General features: G+C 72.6%; 13 protein-coding genes. 2 read left to right on the forward strand and 11 right to left on the reverse strand.

Annotation, left to right across the window (positions count from 1 at the left end; translation table 11 throughout):
• Positions 1–6: 6 nt before the first annotated feature.
• The 6 genes from ACIRR9_RS15410 to ACIRR9_RS15435 form a co-directional block, all read right to left on the reverse strand.
• Positions 7–885 (reverse strand): TauD/TfdA dioxygenase family protein, encoded by an 879-nt coding sequence (locus tag ACIRR9_RS15410; RefSeq protein WP_403751425.1) that lies wholly within the window; start codon positions 883–885, stop codon positions 7–9.
• Between the two features lie 90 nt (positions 886–975).
• Positions 976–1,659 (reverse strand): hypothetical protein, encoded by a 684-nt coding sequence (locus ACIRR9_RS15415; RefSeq protein ID WP_403751427.1) that lies wholly within the window; start codon positions 1,657–1,659, stop codon positions 976–978.
• Positions 1,631–2,743 (reverse strand): GSCFA domain-containing protein, encoded by a 1,113-nt coding sequence (locus tag ACIRR9_RS15420; protein ID WP_403751429.1) that lies wholly within the window; start codon positions 2,741–2,743, stop codon positions 1,631–1,633. Before ACIRR9_RS15420 ends, ACIRR9_RS15415 begins: the two co-directional genes overlap by 29 nt.
• Positions 2,744–2,754: 11 nt before the next feature.
• Entirely contained in the window at positions 2,755–12,309 is a 9,555-nt protein-coding gene (locus ACIRR9_RS15425; protein ID WP_403751431.1) for an amino acid adenylation domain-containing protein, read from the reverse strand.
• The gene (locus tag ACIRR9_RS15430; protein ID WP_403751709.1) at positions 12,306–16,355 is read right to left on the reverse strand and encodes an amino acid adenylation domain-containing protein; all 4,050 of its coding nucleotides are present in this window, start codon (positions 16,353–16,355) and stop codon (positions 12,306–12,308) included. The genes ACIRR9_RS15425 and ACIRR9_RS15430 overlap by 4 nt, the downstream gene beginning before the upstream one ends.
• Before the next feature lie 430 nt (positions 16,356–16,785).
• Positions 16,786–17,433 (reverse strand): isochorismatase family cysteine hydrolase, encoded by a 648-nt coding sequence (locus ACIRR9_RS15435; RefSeq protein ID WP_403751433.1) that lies wholly within the window; start codon positions 17,431–17,433, stop codon positions 16,786–16,788.
• Between the two features lie 255 nt (positions 17,434–17,688).
• Between ACIRR9_RS15435 and ACIRR9_RS15440 the strand changes: the two genes are divergently transcribed.
• Entirely contained in the window at positions 17,689–18,549 is an 861-nt protein-coding gene (locus ACIRR9_RS15440; RefSeq protein ID WP_403751435.1) for a hypothetical protein, read from the forward strand.
• A 3-nt stretch (positions 18,550–18,552) separates the two neighbouring features.
• Here the strand turns inward: ACIRR9_RS15440 and ACIRR9_RS15445 are convergent, their stop codons facing one another.
• From ACIRR9_RS15445 to ACIRR9_RS15455, 3 genes are all read right to left on the reverse strand, one after another.
• Complete coding sequence (locus ACIRR9_RS15445; protein ID WP_403751436.1) at positions 18,553–19,935, reverse strand: sensor histidine kinase; 1,383 nt, start codon at positions 19,933–19,935, stop codon at positions 18,553–18,555.
• Complete coding sequence (locus ACIRR9_RS15450; RefSeq protein WP_403751438.1) at positions 19,932–20,594, reverse strand: response regulator transcription factor; 663 nt, start codon at positions 20,592–20,594, stop codon at positions 19,932–19,934. Before ACIRR9_RS15450 ends, ACIRR9_RS15445 begins: the two co-directional genes overlap by 4 nt.
• A 78-nt stretch (positions 20,595–20,672) precedes the next feature.
• Positions 20,673–21,341 (reverse strand): DedA family protein, encoded by a 669-nt coding sequence (locus ACIRR9_RS15455; protein WP_365346202.1) that lies wholly within the window; start codon positions 21,339–21,341, stop codon positions 20,673–20,675.
• A gap of 340 nt (positions 21,342–21,681) precedes the next feature.
• On the opposite strand from ACIRR9_RS15455, the gene ACIRR9_RS15460 reads away from it, so the two are divergent.
• Positions 21,682–22,476, forward strand: a complete 795-nt coding sequence (locus ACIRR9_RS15460) for a hypothetical protein (protein ID WP_403751441.1) — start codon at positions 21,682–21,684, stop codon at positions 22,474–22,476.
• A 45-nt stretch (positions 22,477–22,521) separates the two neighbouring features.
• On the opposite strand, the gene ACIRR9_RS15465 is transcribed toward ACIRR9_RS15460, so the two are convergent.
• On the reverse strand, positions 22,522–22,947 hold the full coding sequence (locus tag ACIRR9_RS15465; RefSeq protein WP_403751443.1) for an isochorismatase family protein: 426 nt from the start codon (positions 22,945–22,947) through the stop codon (positions 22,522–22,524).
• 72 nt (positions 22,948–23,019) lie between these two features.
• A complete protein-coding gene (locus ACIRR9_RS15470) occupies positions 23,020–24,549 on the reverse strand; it encodes a helix-turn-helix domain-containing protein (RefSeq protein WP_403751445.1) in 1,530 nt (509 codons plus the stop codon).
• Positions 24,550–24,776 lie beyond the last annotated feature (227 nt).

Below are 24,776 nucleotides of genomic sequence, written 5' to 3' on the forward strand. Positions count from 1 at the left end.
GGCCGGTCAGGCGTGCAGGCTCGTGCCGTCGATCGCCACGCGGCGGCCCTCCCGGGTGTGCGGGAAGTAGTCCCACACGGCGTGGTGCTGCACGCTGCGGTTGTCCCAGAAGACCAGGGTGCGCTCCTGCCAGCGCACCCGGCAGTGCAGCAGCGGGGTCCGGGCGATGTGCGCGTACAGCATCGCCAGCAGGGCGTCGCTCTCGGCGCGCGACAACTGCGTGATGTGCGAGGTGTAGGGCGAGTTGACGAACAGCAGCTTGCGGCCGGTCTCCGGATGGCGGACCACCACCGGCTGTTCGGTGCGCGGTACGTCGTACTCGGGCGGCGGGGTCAGCCCGGCGTCCGTCCAGGGCTTCGCGCCGTCGTGGACAGCGGTCAGGCCGTCCAGGAAGCCGCGCAGGGCGGGGGAGAGCAGCTCGTAGGCCAGGTGCATGTTGGCGAACAGGGTGTCGCCGCCGCTGCCGCCCTCGGGGATCGTCGTGATGTACAGCATCGAACCCAGGGAGGGCTCGGCGTCGGCGGTGCCGTCGGAGTGCCAGCCGTTGCCGGCCACCGCCTTGGAGTCCTTGTCCGCCTTGATCTCCAGGATGTGCGGATCGGATCCCTCGGCCGCGAGGGCGACCGGGTGCAGTTCACCGAAGACGCCCGCGAACCGCTTGTGTGCCTCGGGGGTCAGGTCCTGGTCGCGGAAGACCAGCACATGGTGGGTGTGGAACGCGTGCTTGAGCTCCTTCTCCTGCTGGGGCGTCAGCTCACGGGAGAGGTCGAGGCCGGTGACCTCGGCGCCCAGCACCGGGGTGATCGGGGCGACGGAGAGGGTGTCGTAGGGCTCGGCGGGGCGGGTGGTGAGCCGTTCGACGGCCCGCAGTGCGTAGTCCTCCATGAGGGACCTCCTTGGAATCCTTGGAAACGGGGGAGCGGGGAGAGAGGGGGGATTGGGGGAGCGGGGGAGCGGGGGAGCGGGGGAGCGGGATCAGAGCCCGCGGTCGAGGAGCTCGGCGACCACCAGGCGGCCGAAGGCGAGGTTGCCGTGGATGGTGTCGTCGGCCTGGCAGAAGACCGGCCGCTGCCTCCCCGAGCCGTCGGTGACGCGGGCGCGCAGGTCGACGATCTCCACACCGCGCGCGGCGAGTTCGGCACCGATGACGTCCTGGGCGGCGAAGAACACGGCCGGGTCGGACATGCCGGGGACGCGCTGCGGCGGCAGGGGTGCCAGCACCCGCAGTCCGAGGGCGGCCGTCTGCTCGTAGAAGGCGAGCGCGCCACGGACCCCCGCCCGGACCAGGCCGGCGAACAGCCCGCTGCGCAGGAACCCCTCGGGCACGGTGCCGTGCCGGTCGCGGTGGATGTCCCAGTTCTGCCGGGTGGCCACGGTGTGGGCGCTCAGCCCGAAGGTGCACACGAGCGGCACTCCGAGCCCCGCGAACCCGGTCACGTCCAGCATGTCCAGGAACTCCCGGACCAGCCGCCGCGTCTCCGCGTCCCGGAAGACCAGGTCGCCGTCACCACCGTCACCGTCGTCCACGTCGAGGAAGGGCCCGAGGAAGTCGCGTCCCGAGCCGACCGGGCCGCCCACGAAGGGCAGCCCGGCCTGTCGCGCGGCCCGTCCGACACAGCCGGCGTGGGAGTCACCGAGCAGGAGGAACCGGGCGGGCACGGGGGGTGTAGTAGTCGAGCACTGCGTCGTCACACCAGTGGTCCTCTCCGCCGGTGACGGGGATGGTCTGCGCGGGCACGAGCGCAGGCGCGGGCACGGACACGGGCGCGGGTGCGTGCGGCGCCGGGTCGGTCCCGGGCCGGAGGGCCCGGAAGAAGTGCCGCATCACGAAGGCCACGCCGTCGGGGGTGACCGTGCGCAGGTTCGGCTCGAAGAACGCGGCCCGGTACGGGAAGCCCGTGACGATCTCGTACGACGGGAAGTAGTCCACGTCGTCGCAGGCGTCGGCGAGTTGGCCGGCCGCCGCGCGCAGCACCGACTTGGAGTGGGTGGTGGCGACCAGGGCGTGCCGGCCGGTCGCGGTCGCCGTCAGCGGGACCGGGGAGACCGTGAGGACCGTACGCAGGCGGGAGTTGACGCCGCGCGCCATCGCGAGCACGTCCGTGAGGTCGCGGTGCACCCGGTCCACGGTGTGGTTGTGCAGGACGTGCCGGCCGGGGTCGTAGGTGCCGCGCACGGTCCCGGGGCACATCGGCAGGACGGTGCCGGTACGGACGTCGTGCCAGGCCTCGGTCAGACCGAGGGTGAACACCAGGACGTCGGCGGTGCGGAGGGCGGTGCGGACGGCGTCCAGGGTGACCGCGCGGGCGCGCAGCACGTCGTCGGGCGAACGGTGGCCGTCCGGTTCCAGGGCCGGCCGGTAGGGGTCGTGGAAGACCCCGTCCTCCTCCCACACCTCCTCCGGCGGCTTCTCCTCCTCCAGCGCCCAGGCGACCCATTGGCGCAGCGCGGCGGCGGTGTAGATGTTGCCGGTCCGGAAGGAGAAACGGCGGTACCCGCGGGCCGCCTGCTCGGCGGCGGTCAGTCCCGGGGGCGGGAGTTCGGCGTCGTACCAGTGCATGCCCTCGGCCAGGAGGGCCCGGCCGATGTGCGCGGCGAAGCAGGATCCGGCGGTGACGACCGGATCGTCCTGGCCGATCGCGAACTTCGGCGTCCACAGGCCGTCGATGTCCGCGGGGTCGGGTTCGGCGACCGCGGTGCGCCAGAACGACCGCGCGGGCAGGCGGGTGTACGGATGCTGCACGGGTGGCCTCCTCAGATCCGTCCGGCGGGCTGCGGCCGGGCGCCGGGCGGGGGTTCGGCGAGGCCCGCGGGTGGGGTTTCGGTGAGGCCGGCGGGCGGATGTGCGGTGAGGGCGTTGGGCAGGGGCTCGGTGAGAGCGGCGGCGATCGCCCGGACGTGGGGCTCGGCGACGATCTGGTAATGGTCGGCGTCGACGTGGTGCAGCCGGTACGGCGACGGCAGATGGGCGTCCCAGGCACCGGGTGCGGTCGGCTCGGGCGCGAGCGCGGCCTCACCCACGGGACGCGTCGCCAGCCATACGGCGGCGGGCGTCCGGCGCAGCCGCGGCAGCCGGTGCCCGGCCATGGCGGCGAGGTTGGCCCGGCAGCAACGCGCGAGCCGCTCGGCGTAGGCACGACCGGACTCCGTGAGGGCGGCGATGTCCCGGTCCGGCTCCGCAAGTCCTCTCGTGCCGTCGCCGTCGCCGTCGCCGTCGCCATTGCCGTTGCCGTTCAGTTCGCGGGTGAAGACGGCCTGGATCTGCTCCTCGTCGTAACCGGCGAGGCGGTGGCCGGCTCCGGGCGGTGGCGGGTCGAGGAGGTGGAGGGCGGTCACCGGACGGCCCTCCGCCTCGGCGAGCGCGGCCATCGACAGCGCCGTCCACGCCCCGAACGACCAGCCGGCGAGCCGCAGTCGGCGTTCGGGTTCGGGGAACTCCCGCCGTACCGCGGCCAGATAGTGCGCGGCGCGCTCGTCGATCGAGCGGTCCGGCAGCCCGGGGTCACGCAGGCCGGGATCGGCGATCAGGCAGACGGTGAGGTCGTCGGGCAGGGCGGACACCAGCGGCCGGTAGGCCTGGACGTCCCCGCCGACCGGATGCACCAGACACAGCACGTCCGGCCCGGCACCGCGTTGCCACACCTCGACGTCCACCGTGCCCTGCGGGACAGCCGCCGTTCCGCCCGGGCGGGCGCCGTCGTCGACGTGGCCGAGGATCTCCGCCAGGCTCACCCGGTGGCTGAGCCGGGACAGTTCGATGTCGGCGCCGTGCCGGCGTTTGATCTCGTCGAGGAGTTCCAGCAGGGTCAGCGAGTCCGCGCCCAGGTCGTACAGCGGGGCCTCGGGGTCGACGGTGTCCACGCCGAGGAGGGAGCGGAGGAGGTCGGTGATCTCCGTGCCGGCGTCGCCCTGCGCGCGGGCCGGGGGTCCGTCGGCGGCGACCGGCTCGTAGAAGGCCCGCGCGGCCGTCAGGTCCGTGGTGCCGACCATCAGGTACGGCAGTTGGAGGCGCAGGGCCCGCTCGAAGACGGCTGTGCCCTCCTCGGGGGTGAGCGCCACGGTCAGGTGCTCCCGGTGCCTGGCGTCCGCACGGTCCGCGTGCCGCTGGGCCATGCCGACGTCCCGCCACGCGTCCCAGCCGACGCTCATCCGTACCGTGGCGTCGCCGCCGGGCACGGCGCGGTGGGCGTGGGCGTCCAGGCAGGCGTTGGCGGCCGCGTAGTCGAACTGGCCGACCCCGCCGAACTCCGCCGCCGCGGAGGAGCAGTACAGGACGTAGTCGGGGGCGTGCTCGGCGACGAGCAGTTCGACGAGCAGGGCGCCGCGCAGCTTGGCCGCCGTGGTGCGGCGGCCGACGGCCGGCTCGCGGCGCGCCAGGAGCCCGCCCGCGGCGGTACCGGCTGCGTGCACGATGCCGGCGAGACCGTCGAGCAGCGGCGCCAGCCGGTCCGCGACCGCCGGGGGTTCCTCGGCCGCGAGGTCGGCCGTGACCAGGGTGACCCGCCCGCCGAACTCTCCCAGTACGGCGGGCACTTCGGTGCCGCGGGCGACCAGGACGACCCGGTTGCCCGGGTGCCGGAGGAGGCTCGCGGCCAGCGTGGCGCCGATGCCGCCCGTGCCGCCGAGGACCAGATGGGTGCCCGGCGGGGCGACGGGGCGCGGTGGCTCCCTGGCGGGGACCGGCAGGGTGGTGCGGTGCCACCAGAAACCGTCGCGCAGGGCCGTCGCCCGGTCGGCGGCCGTGTGGCCGGGCATGCTGCCGGCCGTGTTGCTTGCCGTGCTGCCGGTCGTGTCGCCGGTCGTGTCGGTCGCCCGGTGGGCTGCCGTGTCGTCGAGGAGCAGGTCGGGCAGGTGGGCGGCCCAGGCGGCCGGGTGCGGGCCGGGCAGGTCGGCCCAGCGCAGGGTGACCCCCAGTTCCTGCCGGGGGACTTCGAGGGCCCCGGCGAGCAGACCGGCCTCGGGGGTGTGGACGGTCCCGGTGACCGGCTGCGCCCGCTGGGACAGCAGCCAGACACGGGGGCGTTCCGGCTCCGGACGGTCGGCGAGGGCCAGGGCGAGGGCGGCGACCGTGTCGAGGCAGGCCCACTCGGCCTTCTCCAGCGTGGACACGGTCGGGCTGCCGTCGAGGGCGAGCGGGAGCGCGTGCAGCCAGTCGACGGGAGGCTCGCCCGCACCGGTCAGCCGGTCGAGCAGGGCGGCGAGCCGTCCGGGGTCGGCGACATCGGCCTCGTAGCGGTCGACGCCGATACGGGCCAGGCCCTGGCCGGCGCGTACGGTCACCACCCGGGCGTAGTGGCGTTCCAGGAACCGCCAGCTCTCGCCGTCCTGCCCGGGTCCGGTGACGACCACGGCGGTACGGCGGGACACCGGAGTGCCGGTGCGGGCGCGGCGCGACCGCGTCCACAGGGGTTGGTGCAGCCACTGCGCGGCAGGCAGCCGGGAGATGCCGGAGGGCTCCTCGGGGGCACGGGGAAAGTCGTACTCGGCGGTGTCGAAGGCGGGCGGCGGGAAGTCCCAGGGCGCGGGCGCCGGGCCCGCGGACGGCCATACGACGGTGCGGCCGGCCGTCCATGCCTCGGCGAGGGCGTGCGGATCACGGCCCTCGGCCGCCGCCGGTGCGTCCCGGGCCGGGGGCGCCGTGACGGTCGGCAGCGCCCGCAGCCAGGCGACGGCCGACGCGGCGTCGGGGCAGACGGCCGCCGCGCGGCGCGAGAGGGCGGGGCGGCCGGCCTGGAGATGCCGCAGCACCTGGGGATAGGCCTCGGGCCGGGCCGACAGATAGTCGGCGATACGGCGCGCGTCCGCGTGGACGGCGGCGTCGGACGCCCCGGACAGCACCAGGCACGGCAGCGGTTCCGCCGTGGGCGGGCCGTCCGGCACTCCGGCCGGCGCCGCTTGCTCCAGCACCACGTGGGCGTTGGTGCCGCCGATACCGAAGCTGCTCACCCCGGCCACCCTGGTCGGGACCGCCGGCCAGGGCTCGGCGGCGACCGGGATCCGGAACGGGCCTTCGTCGATCTCCGGGTTGAGCCGGTCGAAGTCGGCCGTCGGCGGAACGACCCCGTGGTGCACGGCGAGCACCGCCCGCACCAGCCCGACCACACCCGCCGCCGCACCCAGATGCCCGATCTGACTCTTCACGGACGACAGCGCCACCCGCGTGTCCGCACCCCGTGCGTCCACCGCCCGCGTGTCCGCTGCCGACTCGTCCGTTCCCCGAGCGTCCGCCACCAGCCCGTACGCCTGTCGCAGCGCCGCCGCCTCGACCGGGTCGCCGAGCCGGGTGCCGGTGCCGTGTGCCTCGACATATCCGATCTCGCTGCCGTCGCGACCGCTCCGGTCCAGCGCCGCGCGGATCGCGGCCCGCTGGCCGGGCAGGGACGGGGCGCTGTAACCGAGCTTGCCGGAACCGTCGTTGTTGAGGCCCGAGCCGGTGATGACCGCGTACACGGTGTCGCCGTCCCGGCGGGCCGCGGCCAGCGGCTTGAGGACGACCACGCCGGTGCCGCTCGCGCCCACCGTGCCCTCGGCGTCCGCGCTGAAGGGTCGGCAGTGTCCGTCGGGGGAGAAGATGTGCTGCGGCCGGTAGGTGTAGCCGTCGGTCAGCTCGGTGTCGACGAGGACCCCGCCGACGAGCATCACCTCGGCATCGCCCTGCCGCAGCATCCCGGCGGCGATGTGCACCCCGGCGAGCGAGCTGGAGCAGGCGGACTGCAGCGTGAACGCCGGTCCGGTGAGCCCGAGATGGTAGGCGGCCTTGGTGGCGAGGAAGTCCTTCTCGTGGTGCAGGGCGAGCCGGAAGGCGTCCGGCAGCCGGTCCGGGTCGCCCTCGCGGAGCATGCGCTGGAAGTAGGTGTTCTCGCCGCAGGAGGCGACCAGACCGACCCGCAGCCGCGCCGGGTCGCCGATCCCGGCGTGGGCGAGGGCCTCGGCGCAGTTCATCAGCAGGTGGCGCTGCTGGGGGTCCATCAGCCGGGCCTCGTGCGGGCTGATCGTGAACCGGCCCGGATCGAAGGCGAGCAGTCCCGCCGGCTGACTGCGCGCACCGACCCGGCCGTCGGCCGCGGCGAAGTGCTCGATGCCGCGCCGGCCGGAGACGACCAGGTCCCAGAACGCGGCCAGGTCGGGCGCCCCCGGCAGCCGTACGGCCATGCCGACGACGGCGACGGGTTCGTCGGCCCGCCCCGCCTCCGGACGGGTCGGCCGGGTCGGCCGGGTCGACCGCACGGCCGGTGTGTCGCGGGCGCTGCCGTCGTCGTCCGTCACCAGCCGGGCCAGCGCACGCAGTGTGACGTGCTCGAACAAGTCCGGTACGGAGAAGGGGAGATCGCCCTCACCCGCGCAGCTGAGCTGGAAGCGCATCAGGTCCAGGCTGGTGGCCCCGGCGTCGAAGAACCGCTCGTCCACGGCGACGCTCCGCCCGGTCGCCGCCCGGAAGAGTTCGGCCAGCCGCCGTTCGAGCGCAGACAGCCCCGCATCCTCGCGGCCCCCCGGCCGCAGCTCGCGCCCCGGCGCGGTGAGCGCCGCCCTGCGGTCCAGTTTGCCGCTGGGTGTGCGCGGCAGGTCCGGCACGAGGCGGAAGCGGGCGACCCGGACGTAGGCGGGCAGCAGCCCCGCCAGGTGCCGGGTCAGGGCCGCAGGGTCGGGATCCTCCCCCCGGCACTGGAGAACGGCGACCAGCCGGCCGTCCAGCATCCCCGCGACCGCGTTGACCACCCCGGGACACCCGAGCAGAGCGGCCTCGACCTGGCCCAGCTCCAGCCGGTGCCCGCCGAGTTTGACCTGGCCGTCGTCGCGTCCCGCGTAGTGCAGCAGCCCCCGCTCGTCGAAGCGGGCCCGGTCCCCGGTGCGGTAGAGAACGCCCAGCTCGGGATCGTCGACGAACCGGTCCCGGTGCTCGGCGGGATCGCCGAGGTAGCACCGGCCCGCCATACGGCCGCCGATGAGCAGGTCGCCGGTCACCCCCGGCGGGACGGGCAGACCGCCCTCGTCCACCACCCGCAGGACGGCCCCCGCCACCGGACGCCCGATCGCCGGGCGCGTCGGCCAGCCGGCCGGGTCGCCTTCGAGGCACAGGCCACTGACGACATGGGTCTCGGTCGGGCCGTAGTGGTTGAACAGCCGGGCGCCGCCCGGCAGCCCCGCGATCCAGCGCCGGATCGCGTCCGTGCACACCAACTGCTCGCCCGCCGTGACGACATCACGCAGCCGGGACGGGAACACCCCCGCACGCACCCCATGTTCGGCGAGCAGTTGCAGCGCCACGTACGGCAGGAAGATCCGCTCCGCGCCACCGTTCTCCAACTGCCGCAGCAGCGTGGGCATGTCCTGCCGCCAGGCCGGTCTCACCAGCCGCAGCTCGCCGCCGGAGCACAGGGTGGTGAGGATCTCCTGGAAGGAGACGTCGAAGGAGAGCATGGCGAACTGCTGTGTGACGGCGGGCCGTTCGAGGCCGCCTTCGGCCCGCTGCCAGGTGAGCAGGTCGCACAGGGTCCGGTCGGGGACCTGGACGCCCTTCGGGGTTCCGGTGGAGCCGGACGTGAACAGGGTGTAGAGCGGTCGGAGTCCGCGATGCCGGTACGGCACCGGCCGGGCGGTGGGCTCGGCGGCGAGGGTGACGACATGCCGGGGCAGCGACGGCGGCGCGATCGTGGCCAGGACGTCCAGGCCGTCGGCGCCGGTCAGTACGCACAGCGGCGCCGCATGGTCCAGCACATGGCGCAGCAGGGCCGGCGGGTAGGCGGGGTCGAGGGGGACGACGGTCAGATTGAGGCGGGTCGCCGCGAGCAGGGCCACGACATGTTCGACGGACGGCTGGAGGTAGAGAGCGACCGATGCCGGGGCGGCGGGATCCGCGGGAGATCTCAGGAGGGACGCCAACTCGTTGGCCTGGGCCTCCAGTTCGGCGTAGGTGAGGGTGGTCCCGCCGAGGGTGACGGCGGGTGCGTCCGGAGTGCGGGCCACCTGGCGGGCGAAGCCCTCGGCGACCGTGGTGAAGTCCGGTTCCAGAGCGGTGCCGTGTGCGGTCGCCGACTTGCGGTGGGCGATGACGAGTTCACGCAGGGAGGTGTCACCGTCTCCGTCGCCGGTCAGCCGGTCCAGAGCCCGCCGGAACAACCTGGCCGCCGCCTCGGCGCGTTCGGCGCCGAAGTCGTCGCGGTACTCCCAGAGACAGTCGAACCCGGACTCGTGCTCCACCACCGACAGCGTCAGCGCGCACTTGGCGCCCGTGGGCTCGGGCCACAGGGGCTCGATCGCACAGTCCGCCAGGCGCAGCGCGGAGAACTCCGTGTTCTCCAGGACGAACAGGTAGTCGAAGAGAGGCGTGCGGTCGCGGAACGCCGGTCCGGCGAGCACATCGGCGAGCACATCGGCGAGAAGGACCTCCTGCCCCTCCAGCACCCGGCGCACGGTGTCGGCGTGCGCCGTCAACTGGGTGCGCAGGGGGTCGCCGGGCCGTAGCGCGAGGTCGAGGAGCACGGTGTTCGCGAACATGCCGACGCTCTCCGCGAACTCGGGGCGCGGCCGGTTCGCCACGGGGGTGGCGACCAGGGGCCGGGCCTGCCCGGTCACTCCGTACAGACACGCGCCGAACGCCGACACCAGCACCTGGAACCGGGTCAGACCGAGTTCCGCGGCTCGCCGGTCCAGCGCGGTACGACGGACCAGGTCGAGGGAGGTGCGCAGCAGCCTCGCCCGCGGCCGGGCCGAGGACGTGGACCCGGGAGCGGGCTCGGGTGCGGGCAGGGCGGGGGACGGTTCCACCCCGTCGGCGTAGTGGTCGCGCAGCCGGACGCGCTGGTGCTCGTAGGCGGGGGTAGCGCGCCAGTCCCGCTGCCAGCGGGCGAGGTCGAGCGGACCGACGGCCGGAGCCGGACGCCCGGAGCCACCCGTGTTCGCATGGCGCGTGTTCGCATGGCGCGTGTTCGCATGGCGCGTGTTCGCATGGCGCGTGTTCGCGTGGCCCGCGTTCGCGTAGGCGTCCGTGAGGTCGCGGAAGAGGAGGTTGAGCGACCAGCCGTCCACGGCCGCGTGGTGCAGCTGCAGAAGCAGCAGACCGCCGTCGGTCCGCTCCGCCCAGCCGGCCCGCAGCATCTGAGGCTCGGTGAGGTCGAAGCGGGGGGCGAAGAAGCGGTCGGCGGTCTCCTGCCAGGGCTCACCCTCGCGGGCGTCCAGCGGCTGCCATGGGTCGTACGGCGCCTCGGTCCGCTGGAGCAGGCCGTCCGGGGTGGGAACCAGCCGGGTGCGCAGGGCGGGGTGCCGCTCCACCAGCGAGCGCAGGGCCCGGCGCAGTGCCGACGGGTCGACGGCGCCCTGGACGCGGAAGACGAGCGGTACGTCGTAGGAACGGTCGTCGGGGTCGCGCCGGTGCAGCAGCCAGAGGCGTTCCTGCTCGCTGGTGGCCGGCGCGGTCGTCGCGTCGGTGGCGTCCGGGGCGGGCGGCACGGGCGGACGGGAGTCGGCCGGAGCGGTGCGGACGGCGTCCGCGAGAGCGGCGAGGTCGGCCCGCAGTACAAGGTCCTGGGGGAGGTCGACGCCGTACCGTTCCAGGATCTCGAAGCGGAACCGCAACGCCTTCAGGGAGTCGCCGCCACTCGGGATCCAGCGGTCGTCGGGCCGCAGACCGCCGACGCCGAGGATCTCCTCCGCGAGTTCCAGCACCGGCCGCTGCCCGGCGGTGACGGGCACGGCGTCCTCGCGCCCGCCGCGCCACTGCGTGCCCTTGCCCGTGTCACGCAGCAGTGCGGCCTGGTCGACCTTGCCGTTGGCGGTCAGCGGGAGTTCGGCGACGAGGTGGGTGTGGTGCGGACGCATGTACGGCGGCAGGGCGGCGGCGAGGTGACGTTCGTAGTCGGCGTAGGAGAGACCGTCGTCGCCGAGGACGAGGAAGGCCAGCAGTTCGTTGCGGTCCGCCGCGTCGCGCCGGGTGCAGACATGGGCGTGGCGCACCGCGGGCAGGGTCAGGATCCCCTGCTCCACCTCGCCGGGTTCGATACGGAAACCGCGCACCTTGACCTGCCGGTCGGCGCGTCCGACGTAGACCACGCGCCCGTCGTCGTCCCGGCGCACCAGGTCACCCGTCCGGTACCAGCGGCGCGGGCTGCCGCTCCCACCGCTCGCGTCGTCCAGCCAGACGAAGGAACGCTCGGTCAGTTCCGGCAGATTGCGGTATCCGCGCGCCAACGCGGTTCCGGAGAGCAGGAGTTCGGCCACCTCGCCGTCCTCCGCGGTACGCCCGTCCGGAGTGCGCAGCAGTACTCCGGTCCCCGGCAGCGCGGTACCGATCGGGATCGAGTCGCCGTCGAAGTCCCGGGGGATCGGGTGGCACAGGGCGAACGTCGTCGCCTCCGTCGGCCCGTACACGTTGTGCAGAACGGTGGCGGAGTCCGGGTTGGCGTCGTACCAGGCGCGTATCGCGCGCGGGTCGAGTCGTTCGCCGCCGACGAGGACCCGGGCGGCGCCGGCGAAGCAGCCGGGGACCTTGTCGACGACCGTGTTGAAGAGCGCCACCGTGATGAACAGGGTGTCGACACGGCGTTCGCGCAGCACGGCCGCGAACCGGTGCGGGCTGTGCACCTCGGAGTCGTCCAGTACGACGCAGACGCCACCGGTGAGCAGCGGGGCCCACACCTCGAAACTCAGGGCGTCGAAGGCCGGGTTGGACAGGCAGGCGAAGCGGGCGCCGGGGTGCGGGCCGAGCACGCCGGGGCGGGCCAGCCGCAGCACACCCGCGTCGGTGACCTCGACGCCCTTGGGCCGGCCGGTGCTGCCGGAGGTGTAGAAGAGGAAGCCGGTGGGGTCGCCCCCGCCGATGGACGACTGCACGGCATCGGGCTTCACGGCAACGGCTGCCGCGGCCGGGGCGAGGAGCGCGTCGGCGTCGATTCCGTGGACGTACTCGGCCGTACCGTCGTGGACGACGGCGACCGCGCCGGAGTCGTCGAGGATGTGGCGCTGACGGTCGGGTGGGCTGAGCCGGTCGAGGGGGACGACGGTGGCTCCCGCGCGGCGGATGCCCAGCATGACGCACACCAGTTGCCAGGAGCGGGGCAGGCAGACGGCGACGGACTGCCCGGCGCCCACGCCCCGTTCACGCAACCGTGCGGCCACCCGCCCGCTGAGCAGGTCGAGTTCGGCGTAGTCGAGCAGCCGGCCGCCGTCCTCGACGGCGACGGCGGAAGGCGTTCGGCGGGCCTGGGCGAGTACGGCCTCGGCCAGTACGGAGGCGTGGGAGGCGTGGGAGGCGTGGGAGGCATCGGAGGTGTCGGACGCGGCGGAGGCTTCGGAGGGTGCGGTGCGTTCGGTCATCGCGCGTCTCCCGCCGTTACGGCGACGGAGCGCGCCCCGCTCGTCAACTCACCCTCATGATGGGCAAGTTCGGCGGCCAGCAGCGCGGCGACCCGGGAGGTCTCGGCGCCCTCCAGGATCTCCCAGTGGTCGCATTCCATCGTCTCGACCCGGAACTCGCCCTGAGCGCGCAGCCGCCAGAACGCGCGGACCTCGGCGTGGAAGGGGGTGTCGGTGCCGTCCGGCACGGCCTGGGCGAGGACCAGCCGGGCCGGGGAGGCGGCCGGGACATGCTCGCGCGCGGTGAGCCGGTTGTGGTTGTAGATCCTGAAGTAGCGGTCCACCTGGGCGTCTTCGATGCCGGGGTACATCCCGTTGAACCTCACGAGTTTGTCGCGGAACTCGTCCGCGTCGACGACGGTGATCGCCGCACGGGCCTCGGCGTCGTCGGTCGCCTGGGTGTCGAGGAGAACCACACTCACATCGTCGCGTCCGGCACGGCCGAGGAGGCGTCCCATCTCGTGGGCGACCAGCCCGCCGTAGGAGAGACCGGTCAGCACCAGCGGGCGGTCGCCGAGCGGTTCGAGGAGGCGCAGATACGCCTCGGCCATGGCCTCCACGCTGGGCAGCACGTCCTCTCCCGGATTCACCCCGGGGGACTGGATGCCGTAGAGGCCGGTGTGTTCGGGGAGATGGGCGGCGAGGGGCAGATAGCAGAAGGCGGTGCCGCCGGCCGGGTGGACGCAGACGACCCGGGGGCCGGTGCCCCGGCGGAACTCGACGAGACTGCCCGGGGCGCGGTCGGTGCCGTCCTCGCCGTCCTCGCGCAGCAGCGCGGCCAGTGCTTCGATCGTCGGCCGCACCATGACCTCCGCGACCGGCAGCGGGCGCCCGAAGGCCTCCGTGACCTCGTGGGCCATCTTGATGGCGGACAGCGAAGTGCCGCCGATGTCGAAGAAGTTGTCGCCGACGCCGATCGACGGATGGAGCAGGATGCGCTGCCAGATCCGGTACAGGGCGTGCTCGACATGGTCGCGCGGGCTGGCGGTGTTGACCTGGCCGGACGTCTGCTCGTGGACCAGTCGCAGCAGTGCGGCGCGGTCGAGTTTGCCGTTGCGGCCCAGCGGCAGGGTCTCCAGGTCGAGGACGACGGCGGGGACCATGTAGTCCGGCAGGCTGCGGGCGAGTGCCGTGCGCCAGTCGGCGCTGGTGCGGGCCGCGGCGGCGCCCCGGCCGACGGCGGCCACCAGCCGGGACCGGCCCGCAGGGTCCTGATCGGCGAGCACGACGGCCTCACGGACGCCGGGCAGCCGCGTCAACGCCGCCGCTATCTCGCCGGGTTCGATACGGAAGCCGCGCAGCTTCACCTGGTCGTCGGCGCGGCCCGCGTAGTGGAGCAGGCCGTCGTCGCCCCAGCGGGCGAGATCGCCGGTGCGGTAGACGCGGGCACCGGGCACGAACGGGTCCGGCAGGAAGCGCTCCTCGGTGAGGTCGGGGCGGCCCAGATAGCCGCGGGCGAGGGCCGCCCCGCCGAGATGGACCTCCCCGACGACACCGGGCGGGACGGGCTGCAGCCGGGCGTCGAGGACGTAGCAGCGGGTGCCGGGCAGCGGGCGGCCGATGGGGCACGGGCGGTCCAGCGGGCGGGGGTCGTAGTGGGCGGTGCTGTAGAGGGTCGCCTCGGTGGGGCCATAGCCGAAGCAGACGCGTAGGCCGGGCAGTTGCTCCGTCATCCGGTGCAACGCGGCCTCGGTCAGCGACTCGACGCCGGTCAGCAGCCTGTGCAACGCCAGCCCGCGCAACCGCTCCGCCGGGTTCTCGTCGACCCACTTGACGTAGGCGGGCGGCAGGAACGCCTGGACGATCTCCCGCTCGCGCAGCCACCCGAACAACGCCTCCGGGTCGCCGCGCAGTTCCTCGGGGACGATGTGCAGCACACCGCCCGTGGTCAGGGGCAGCAGCAGTTCGTGGACCGAGGCGTCGAAGCCGATGCTGGACCAGGCCGAACCCGCCTCGCCGGGTGCGGTGCCCATCCGGTCGTGCCAGACCGCGAAGAGGTTGAGGACGCTGCGGTGCTCGACGGCGACACCCTTGGGCCGCCCGGTGGACCCGGAGGTGAAGATCACGTAGGCCAACTGGTCCGGGCCGCGGGTGATCCCGGCCGGCGGCAGGTCCCCGGTCGTCCCGTCCGCCTCTGCCCCGGCCTCTATCCCTGCCCCTGCCCCTGCCCCTGCCTTGACCGTGCCGATGTCGAGCCAGTCCCGTGGCCGGTCCTCGCCAATGTGGTCGCTCAGCACCACGGGGCACACGGCGTCCTCGACCATGGCGGTGAGGCGTTCCCAGGGCTGTCCTGGGTCGAGCGGGAGGTAGGCGGCACCCGCCTTGAGGATCCCGAGGATGCCGACGGCCAGGTCACAGGTGCGGCGGGCATGCAGTCCGACGACGTCACCCGGGCGGACACCACGGGAGACGAGGGCGTGCGCGAGCCGGTTGGCACGCCGGTCGAGCGTCGCGTAGTCGAGCGCGCGGTCGCGGTCGACGACGGCGGTGGCGGCGGGGTGCGCACGGGCACGTGCCTCGAAGAGCTCCGTGAGACCGGATGCCGTACGCAGCGCGGTCGCCGTCGCGTCGGAGGGGTCACCGACGCCCGCGCCCCGCCCCCGCGTGGCGTCGCCCGCGCCGATCAGCTCCAGGCGCTCGCGCGGGTCCATCAGTTCCAGGGTGTCGACGGTGCGGTGCGGGTGCCGGGCCATGTCGGTGAGCAGCCGCCGCAGGTGTCCGGCCCAGCGTTCGGCCGTGGCGGCGTCCACCAGCGCGGTCGCGTGATCGAGGTGCCCGGTCACCCGGCCCTCCGACTCGGTCGCCGACAGGGCGAGGTCGAACTTGGCCGGGGCGTGGGCGATCGGCAGCGGCGCGGCCTCGACACCGGGCAGCTTCAGCAGGTCGTGCCGGTCCGGGACCCAGGCCAGCATGGTCTGGAACAGCGGGGTGTGGGCCGCGCTGCGCGGCGGGTTCACCACCTCGACGATCCGCTCGAACGGCAGGTCCTGGTGGGCCAGGGCGTCGCGGACCACCGCCCTGGTGCGGGCCAGCGCCTCCGCCGCGGTCGGGGAACCGGACAGGTCGACGCGCAGCGGTAGCGAGTTGACGAGGAAACCGATCAGCCCGGCGGTCCCCGGCCCGCGCCGACCGGCCACCGGGCTGCCGACAACGATGTCCTGCTGCCCCGACAGCCGGGACAGCAGGATCGCCCAGCCCGTCAGCACGGCGACGAACAAGGTGGCACCGTGTTCCCGGGCCAGGCCGCGCAGGGCCGCCGTGACGTCCGTGTCCAGCTCGAACCCGACACGTCCGCCGTCGTAACCCTGCTCCGCCGGCCGCGGCCCCGGCACGGGCAGTTCGAGCATGGTCGGCGCGTCGGCCAACGCGCCCTTCCAGTAGGCCTCTTGAGTGGCGAGGGCACCGCCGAACACGGACTCCCGCTGTGCCTCCGCATAGTCGGCGTACTGGAGCCGCAGCTCCGGCAGCCCGTCGGGTACGCCGGTCGCCAACGCCTCGTAGAGCAGGCCGACTTCGTGCATCATCACGTTCATCGACGCGCCGTCGTAGATGCTGTGATGGAACGTCAGCAGCAGCACGTGGTGAGCGGGGCCGAGGGCGAGCAGCCGACCGCGCCAGAGCGGGCCGGTCGCCAGGTCGAACTCGCCTTCCGTCTCGGCCAGTTGCCGGGCGGCCACCTGTGCGTCGGGGTCGGTGGCGGTGGTGAGGTCCTCGAAGGCCAGGGGGTGGCCCGAGCCCGGCGGGTCGATGTGCTGGTGCACTCCGCCCGCCTTGGCCACCAGCCTGGTGCGCAGGGTCTCGTGCCGGTCGGTCAGGGCATCGAGGGCGGCGGCCAGGGTGCCGCGGTCCAGCGGTCCGTCGAGGCGGAAGGCGAGGGTCTCGTTGTAGGCGGTGTTCCCGCCCGGGAGCTGGGCCAGGAACCACAGCCGCTGCTGGGCGAAGGACGCCGGCCGGACGTGGCGGGCCGGGTCCGTGGGGGCGGGGGCGGGGTCGGAGGTGTTCTGCACCGGCAAGGCCTGGCCTTCCTGTCGGGGGACGGGACCGGGGACGGAACAGAGGCACGGCGATGACGGCAGCGCGCGAAGTGCCGTAAGAGGCCGTGAGAGGGCGCGGGAGGGCCTAAAAGGCCCTGAGGGAAGAGGGGGGAGGGAAATCGTCGATCGGCGGGTGGGGGGAAATCGACCGGGGAATGCGCGTGGTGCAGCCGGGAGCACAGTTGCGTCAGCTGTGCGGAGTTTCTCAGGAGGCTCCGTGATCTGGTTGTGATCCTCAGTCACGCATTGGGGACATGTCAACTCTTGACTTTCCTGGGGGAGTTCACGTAACTCTGAGCCCGTCGGATGTCCTGTCCAGCCACCGGGTCGCGGGTAAAGAGGGGGTCATTTCTCGCCGTCGCCGCTAATTTTTCGTTTGAAACGCCCGCGGGTAGAAAACCGCCTATGCGCCGTTCTTCAGTGCCCGCACGAGTTCTCCGGTCGTGGTGATGCTGTGGGCGAAGGTGGGCCCGTTGAGTTCATGGGCCGCGTGCATCATCTCGGGTCCGAAGGCGGCCGTGGCATCACGGACGAGGGTGACGTGGTAGCCGAGTTCCATGGCGAAACGGCCGGTGGATTCGATGCAGGTGTTGGCCAGCAGGCCGACGGCGATGACGTGGGTGACGCCGCGCTGCTTCAGCCGGAAATCCAGGTCGGTGTTGGCGAAGCCGCTCTGCGCCCAGTGCTCCTTGACGACCACGTCGGAGCCGGCGGGCTGGAAGTCGGGATGGAACTCGCCGCCCCAGGTGCCGAACGCGAAGGTGTGGCTCTGCCGGATGCGCTGCTGGGTGGGGTTGGGATGGTCCCAGCCCTCGTAGTCGCCCTCCCGCCAGCGGCGGTGCGGGACGAAGAAGACACCGACCCCGCTCGCCCGTGCGGTGCCGACGACGGCACGCAGATTGTCCAGCAGTCCGACCTCGAGGGCGACGCGGCTGACCGCGGGCCAGGCCTTGCCGCCCTCGGAGAGGAAGTCGTTGTACGGGTCGACCAGCAGGATCGCCGTACGCGCGGGGTCGTAGGTGTCACCCGCGAGGCCGTAGCTGTCAGTCATCGCAGTCCTCGGCTTCCATCGGACTCGCGGTCGTCCTCCGTCCCACCTTGCCACCGGCCCCCGCTTCGCGCCCGTCCAGCAGGCGCCGTCCGGCACTCGGTGACACGGCGGCCGCGGCGGACCGCTCGGCACGCCGTCTGAACAGGCACGCGGTCCGCGTTCAGGATCCGTTCAGGTCGACGCTGTCAAGGTCTTGGTCTGTGATCGTTTTGTGTCGATCACCCTGCCGCACGACCACACAAGGAGCCCCCCACCTTGCAGCAGCCGGAAGTCATCACCGACCTCGACGTCGCGAGTACGACGAAATCGGTGATGAAGAAGCTCCCCGAAGTCACCCTCGCGTTCTGGATCATGAAGATCGCCGCGACGACACTGGGCGAGACCGCGGGAGACCTCTTCTCCCAGACCCTGAAGCTCGGCTACTTCCTCACCACGGTCGTCCTCTTCCTGGTCTTCGTGGTGACACTCGTCGTCCAGCTCCGCTCCAGTCGCTACAACCCGTTCTTCTACTGGACGGTCATCCTGTCGACCAGCATGGCCGGCACCACCATGTCCGACTTCATGAACCGTGACGCCAGTGCCAAGTACCTCTCGAAAGGCGCCACCTCGCTCGGCTGGGGACCGCAGGGCCTCGGCCTCGGCTACCCGGCCGGCGCGGCGATCCTCATCTCCCTCCTGCTGGTCATCTTCGCGATCTGGCGGCTGAGCGGAATGACCTTCCAGATCCGCGACATCGTCACCTTCCGCGGCGAGGCCCTGTTCTGGTCGGCGATCCTCGTCTCCAACACCCTCGGTACCTCCATGGGCGACTTCCTGTCGGACAGCTCCGGTCTCGGCTACGCGGGCGGCGCGCTGGTGGTGTCCGGGGCGCTCGCCGTGCTGGTCGCGCTGATGAAGGTGCCCGTGGTGCCGAACGTCCTGCTGTTCTGGATCGCGTTCGTCCTCACCCGTCCGCTCGGCGCCACCGCGGGCGACTTCCTGACCAAGCCGACCGCCAAGGGCGGACTGGACCTCGGCACCATCGGCTCCTCGGCCGTCCTGCTGGTGGTCCTGCTCGGCCTCATGGCCTACGCGCACGTCCAGGAGCGCAGGGCCGACGCCGCGGAGCAGGTGTAGCGGTCACCCGGCCGGCAGGTCGGCCAGGAAGCGTGCCCCGGAGGTGTACGCGGGATCGTGGGACACCTCGCCGCCGGCGGCGCGGGCCAGGCGCCGCGCGAGCGGAAGTCCGAGGCCCGCGCCGTCGTGCCCGTCGCCGTGGTCGGCGCGGCGGCCGGGCTGGAAGAGCTCGCCCAGGAACTCCTCCGGCACGCCGGGACCGTCGTCGGTGACAGCGATCCGCACTCCGCCGGGCAGCCGCCGCGCGGACACGGTCACCGTGGAGCGGGCGTACCGCGCCGCGTTGGCCAGCAGCGGGCTGACGATGCGTTCGAGGAGCGCGGGCGTGACGCCCGCCTCCAGCGCCGGATCCGGGACGTCCACGACGGCCGTCACCCGGTCCGGCCGGCCGAGGTCCTCGGCCAGCCGGCGCAGTACGGGGGCGACATGGACGGCACCGGGGGCCGTACCGGTGCTCAGCGCGTCGTCGCGGGCGTCGTCGAGCAGGGTGTCGCAGATGGTGCGCATGGACTGGGCGGCCTCGGCTATCACCTCGTGGGTGGCGCGGGTCTCGGCGGCGGAGCGCGGCCGGGCCTGCCACCAGTCGAGTTCGATGATGATCCGGGTGAGCGGGGTGCGCAGCTCGTGCGACAGCTCCCCGGTCAGCTGCCGCTCATGCCGCAGCACGGTCCGGATGCGGTCCAGCAGCGCGTCCAACGAGCCGCCCAGCCGGGCGAGTTCGGCCGGGTGGTGCTCCCCGCCGAAACGTTCGTCGGAGCCCACGGCGCTCCATTCGGTGGCCTGGTCGGTCATGGTGCGCACCGGGCGCAGCGCCCGCCCCACGGCCAGCCGGGTCAGTGCGTAGGTGCACGCGAGCATGACGGCGTCCAGGACCAGGGAACCGAGCAGCAGGGTCTTCGCCGAGTTGCGGTACGGGGCGAGGTCCAGGGCCGTGACGATGGTCGCGGTACTGCGGCGGCCGGTCACCGGGCGGGAGCACAGCCGGACGAAGCGAGGGTTTCCGGCCTCGACGGTCACGCAGACGCCGTGTCCCCGCGCGGCGAGGCGGTCGACGGCCCGGGGGAGCGTGCCGGTGCCGACTGCCCCCGGCGGCTTCTCCAGCAGGTGTGTCCCGGTCCCCGAGTAGATCCACACGTTCGCGTCCAGGAGGCTGTCGTTGACGGTCTCCAGGACCCGCACCCGGGGACCGCTGGTGTCGACGGTCGTGGCGACGGCGGCCGCACGGTTGCGCAGTTCGTAGTCCGCCTGGTGCTGCAGGTGCCGGGACATCACGGTGTTGAACGCCACGGTCAGCACGGTGATCAGGAGCGCCGCGGTGGTCAGCGCCACGAGCGAGAGCCGCCCGCGCAGCGTACGGGGAGCCAGGTGCCGCAGCAGGCCGTTCATGACAGCCGGTGACCGATCCCGCGTGCCGTCCCCAGGCTCAGGTCGCTGCCCGCCTCGCGCAGCTTGCGGCGCAGCCGGCTCAGATACTGGTCCAGCGTGTTGTCGCTGACCTGGGCGCCGTCCGGCCAGGCGGCCCGGACCAGGTCGCGGCGGCTCACGATGCCGCCGCCCGCGGCCACGAGCGTGGCCAGCAGCCGGAACTCCGTCGGGGACAGGTCGACGTGGACGGCGCCGACACTCGCCCGGTGCCGGGTCGCGTCCAGGACCAGGTCGCCGGCCGTGGCCACGGCCGGCGGGGCCGCACGTTTCAGCGTGGCCCGCAGCCGGGCGACGAGTTCGGCGAGATGGAAGGGCTTGGGCAGGTAGTCGTCGGCCCCGGCGGAGAACCCGGAGAGCCGGTCGGTGAGGTGGTGGCGGGCGGTCAGGAAGATGATCGGGGCCGTGAACCCGTTGGCGCGCATCGCCTGGCACACGTCCCGGCCGTCCGCGTCGGGCAGTCCGACGTCCAGGACGACCGCGGCGATGTCGTCGGTGATCAGTCGCAGAGCGGTGGCGCCGTCGGCGGCGGGCACCGGCTCGAAGCCCTCGTCGGCCAGGCCGCGGCGCAGCACGTCACGCAGGGCGTGATCGTCCTCGACGACGAGGATCTTGTGGCGCATGGTTCTCCGTCGGGTCTGGTGCCGTGCGGGCCGAGCGGGCCGTGCCTGAGCCGGTCGGCGCCCGTCCGAGGGCCGGGGTCAGCCGTCGCCGCGCTCGGGCCGGGCGGCCCGGCGGCTCCGCAGCACCTCGGCGAGCAGCGGGAGCAGCGACACGACGACGATCAGTGCCACCAGCGGCAGCAGGTAGCGGTCGACATTGGGGATCGACGAGCCCAGTGCGTACCCCGCGAGAGTGAGGCCCATGCTCCACACGAGGCCGCCGACGGCCTGCCAGACCGTGAAGGTCCGCACCGGAACCTCCAGCGCGCCCGCCATCGGATTGAGCACCGTCCGCACCACCGGCACGAACCGGGCCAGCACGATGGCCTTCGCGTACCCGTACCGCTGCAGCAGTTCCTCGGAGCGCTTCATGCCCTCGTGCAGGCGCTGTGAGCGGGAGCGGGCCAGCAACGTGGTGCCCGCCTTCCGGCCGAGCAGGTAGCCGCACTGCGCCCCGGCCAGCGCCCCCACCGCGGCCGCCGCGAGCAGCGGCCCCAGGGACAGATGCACATTGCTCTCGGCCGTGCCCGTGCACAGCAGGCCGGCGGTGAACAGCAGGGAGTCGCCCGGCAGGAAGAACCCGACCAGCAGCCCGGTCTCGACGAACATCACCACGCCGACGCCCAGCACGCCGAAGGCCGCCAGCAGCGAGTGGGCGTCGAGTACGTTCACGGCCAGCTGCGAGGCAGCGGTGATCGGTGTCGTCATGGACAGAGGACCTCTCCTGGGGAAGACCGGGACGCAGTCGCCGAATGACTACAGAAGAATGACTACAGAAGAATGACTACAGACATGTAGACGTCATCGAAGACTGTAGTCGATGGCGCTGTGCGTGAGCCATGCATCCGAAATCCGTGCGGGGCCCGGGCCACGGGACCCGAAACTCCCTGCGTATCAGCATCCCGGCCCACCTGAACAGGGGATATGCCGACACGCTCAGGTCGTGTTCAGGTTGGTCGCGTGCTGGTGAAATTCATGCACCAGAGCCTTCAAAACAATGGCAAAGGCATCTGTGGCACCGGCGCTCCACCGTGTCATGGTGCCCACCATGACCACGGAGCACCTCCTCGACGACCGTCCCCATGTCAACCTCCGCACCATGGCGAACAAGGTGCCGGAGGTGACCGCCTACTTCTGGATCATCAAGGTGCTCACCACCGGGATGGGCGAGACCGCGTCGGACCTGCTGGCCAAGGTGCTCGGCCCGGTGCCGGCGGTCGGTCTCGGCGGTCTCGCCCTCGTGGCCTCCCTGGCCGTGCAGTTCACCGTCCGCCGGTACATCGCCTGGGTGTACTGGACCGCCGTCGTCATGGTCAGCGTGTTCGGCACGATGGCCGCCGACGTCCTGCACGTCGGCCTCGGTGTGCCCTACGCGATCTCCACGCCGTTCTTCCTCATCGCACTGGCCGCGGTCTTCTCCCTCTGGTACGCCGTCGAGCGGACCCTGTCCATCCACAGCATCCGCACCCGCCGCCGCGAGATCTTCTACTGGGCGGCCGTCCTCGCCACCTTCGCGCTGGGCACCGCCGCCGGTGACCTGAGCGCCACCATGGGCCTCGGCTACCTCGGCTCGGGCGTCCTCTACGCCGTCGCGATCTGCGTTCCCGCACTCGCCCACCGGGGCGGCGTCCTGAACGCCGTGCCCGCGTTCTGGACGGCCTACGTCATCACCCGCCCCCTCGGTGCCTCTTTCGCCGACTGGATGGCGGTCAGCCACGCCCGTGGCGGACTCGCGCTGGGGCTGGCGCCGGTCACCCTGGCCTGGACGGTCGCCATCGTCGGTTTCGTCGGCTACCTGGCCGTCTCCCGCCGGGACACCTCCGGCGCCGACGCGACGGTCTGAGGGCCGGTCCGAGGGCCGGTCCGAGGGCAGCCTGAGGGTCGGCCGTCAGCCGCGGTGGGCCGCGGAGATCTGGCCGACCAGGACGGCGAACGGCATGTCGAGAGCCGTGTAGAGCGCGCCGGACTCGGGGAGGGCGTTGTCGGCCAGGGCCTCGACCATGAGGGTGGCGTAGTCGCTGACGACGACCCCCGCCTGCTGCATGCGCAGCAGCCCGGTCTCCCGCTTGGTCCGGCTGAAGGTGCCGGAGGCGTCCACGGCGACGTACGCGTCGTACCCGGCCGCCGTCGCCGCGATCGCCGGCAGTGCCGCGCACACCTCCAGCGACACCCCGGCGAAGATCAGCTTCCGCCGCCCGGTGGCCTCGACGGCCTCACGGACCCGGTCGTCGTGCCAGGCGTGCCGGCTGGGGAACGCGCTTCCCCGGCGACTGCAAGCGGGCCCGCTCGCCAGGGTGCCGCGATGGCAGTCCATGCCTGACAGCCCGGTGATCTGAAGGCGCACCGGGCTTGCCGGGCCGGTGGATGCCGGCCCGGCGTTCGTGGGTCAGATGTCCCGGAAGATCTCGATCTGTGCCCCGATCGAGTTCAGGCGTTCCGCGAGGTCCTCGTAGCCGCGGTTGATGACGTACACGTTGCGGAGGACGGACGTGCCCTCGGCGGCCATCATGGCGAGGAGGACGACGACGGCGGGACGCAGCGCCGGCGGGCACATCATCTCGGCCGCGCGCCAGCGGGTCGGGCCCTCCACCAGCACCCGGTGCGGGTCCAGGAGCTGCAGGCGGCCGCCGAGGCGGTTCAGGTCGGTCAGATAGATCGCCCGGTTGTCGTAGACCCAGTCGTGGATCAGGGTCTTGCCCTGCGCGACCGCCGCGATGGCGGCGAAGAACGGGACGTTGTCGATGTTCAGGCCGGGGAACGGCATCGGGTGGATCTTGTCGATCGGCGCCTCCAGCTTGGAGGGGCGGACCGTGAGGTCGATCAGGCGGGTACGGCCGTTGTCCGCGTGGTACTCGGGGCTGCGGTCGTGGTCGAGGCCCATCTCCTCCAGGACCGCCAGCTCGATCTCCAGGAACTCGATCGGCACCCGGCGCACCGTCAGCTCCGACTCCGTCACCACCGCCGCGGCCAGCAGGCTCATCGCCTCGACCGGGTCCTCGGAGGGGGAGTAGTCCACGTCCACGTCGATGTTCGGGACGCCGTGCACGGTCAGCGTGGTCGTGCCGATGCCCTCGACCTTGACGCCGAGCGCCTCCAGGAAGAAGCAGAGGTCCTGGACCATGTAGTTGGAGGAGGCGTTGCGGATGACGGTGACACCGTCGTGGCGGGCGGCGGCCAGCAGCGCGTTCTCGGTCACCGTGTCGCCGCGCTCGGTCAGGACGATCGGGCGGTCGGGCCGGATCGCCCGGTCGACCTGCGCGTGGTACTGCCCCTCGGTCGCCGCGATGTCCAGCCCGAACCGGCGCAGCGCGATCATGTGCGGCTCGATGGTCCGGGTGCCGAGGTCGCAGCCGCCCGCGTACGGCAGCTTGAAGTGGTCCATACGGTGCAGCAGCGGGCCGAAGAACATGATGATCGAGCGGGTGCGTACGGCGGCCTCCGCGTCGATCGACGCCATGTCGAGGTCGGCCGGCGGCACCAGTTCCAGGTCGACGCCCTCGTTGATCCAGCGGGTGCGCACACCGATGGAGTTGAGCACCTCCAGCAGGCGGTACACCTCCTCGATCCGGGCCACCCGGCGCAGCACCGTGCGCCCCTTGTTGAGCAGCGAGGCGCACAGCAGGGCCACGCACGCGTTCTTGCTGGTCTTCACGTCGATCGCGCCGGAGAGCCGACGGCCGCCGACCACCCGCAGATGCATCGGACCCGCGTAGCCCAGTGAGACGATCTCACTGTCCAGGGCCTCACCGATTCGAGCGATCATCTCAAGGCTGATGTTTTGGTTGCCCCGCTCGATGCGGTTGACAGCACTCTGGCTGGTGCCGAGCGCCTCCGCGAGCTGTGCCTGTGTCCAGCCGCGGTGTTGCCGGGCGTCACGGATGAGCTTGCCGATGCGTACGAGGTAGTCGTCTGACATGAGGTCGAGGTTATCTCAGATATGAGATGCCACCTGCTGGGGGGTCTGTTGGAGTGACGCCGCGTCAGCGAGAGTACCCGTTCGGCCCATCCGCACTCCTGCCGGTTCGCGCGAGGGTGTGAGGTGAGCTGCCCGGCCGGCCGGGAAGGCCGCGACGGGGCGCGGTCCGGGCATGACCATCCAGCCCCCGTGTACTAGAGTTATCTCGACATCGAGATATCTGCCAG

It is taken from the genome of Streptomyces sp. NPDC101234 (assembly GCF_044767525.1).
Lineage (GTDB): Bacteria > Actinomycetota > Actinomycetes > Streptomycetales > Streptomycetaceae > Streptomyces > Streptomyces sasae.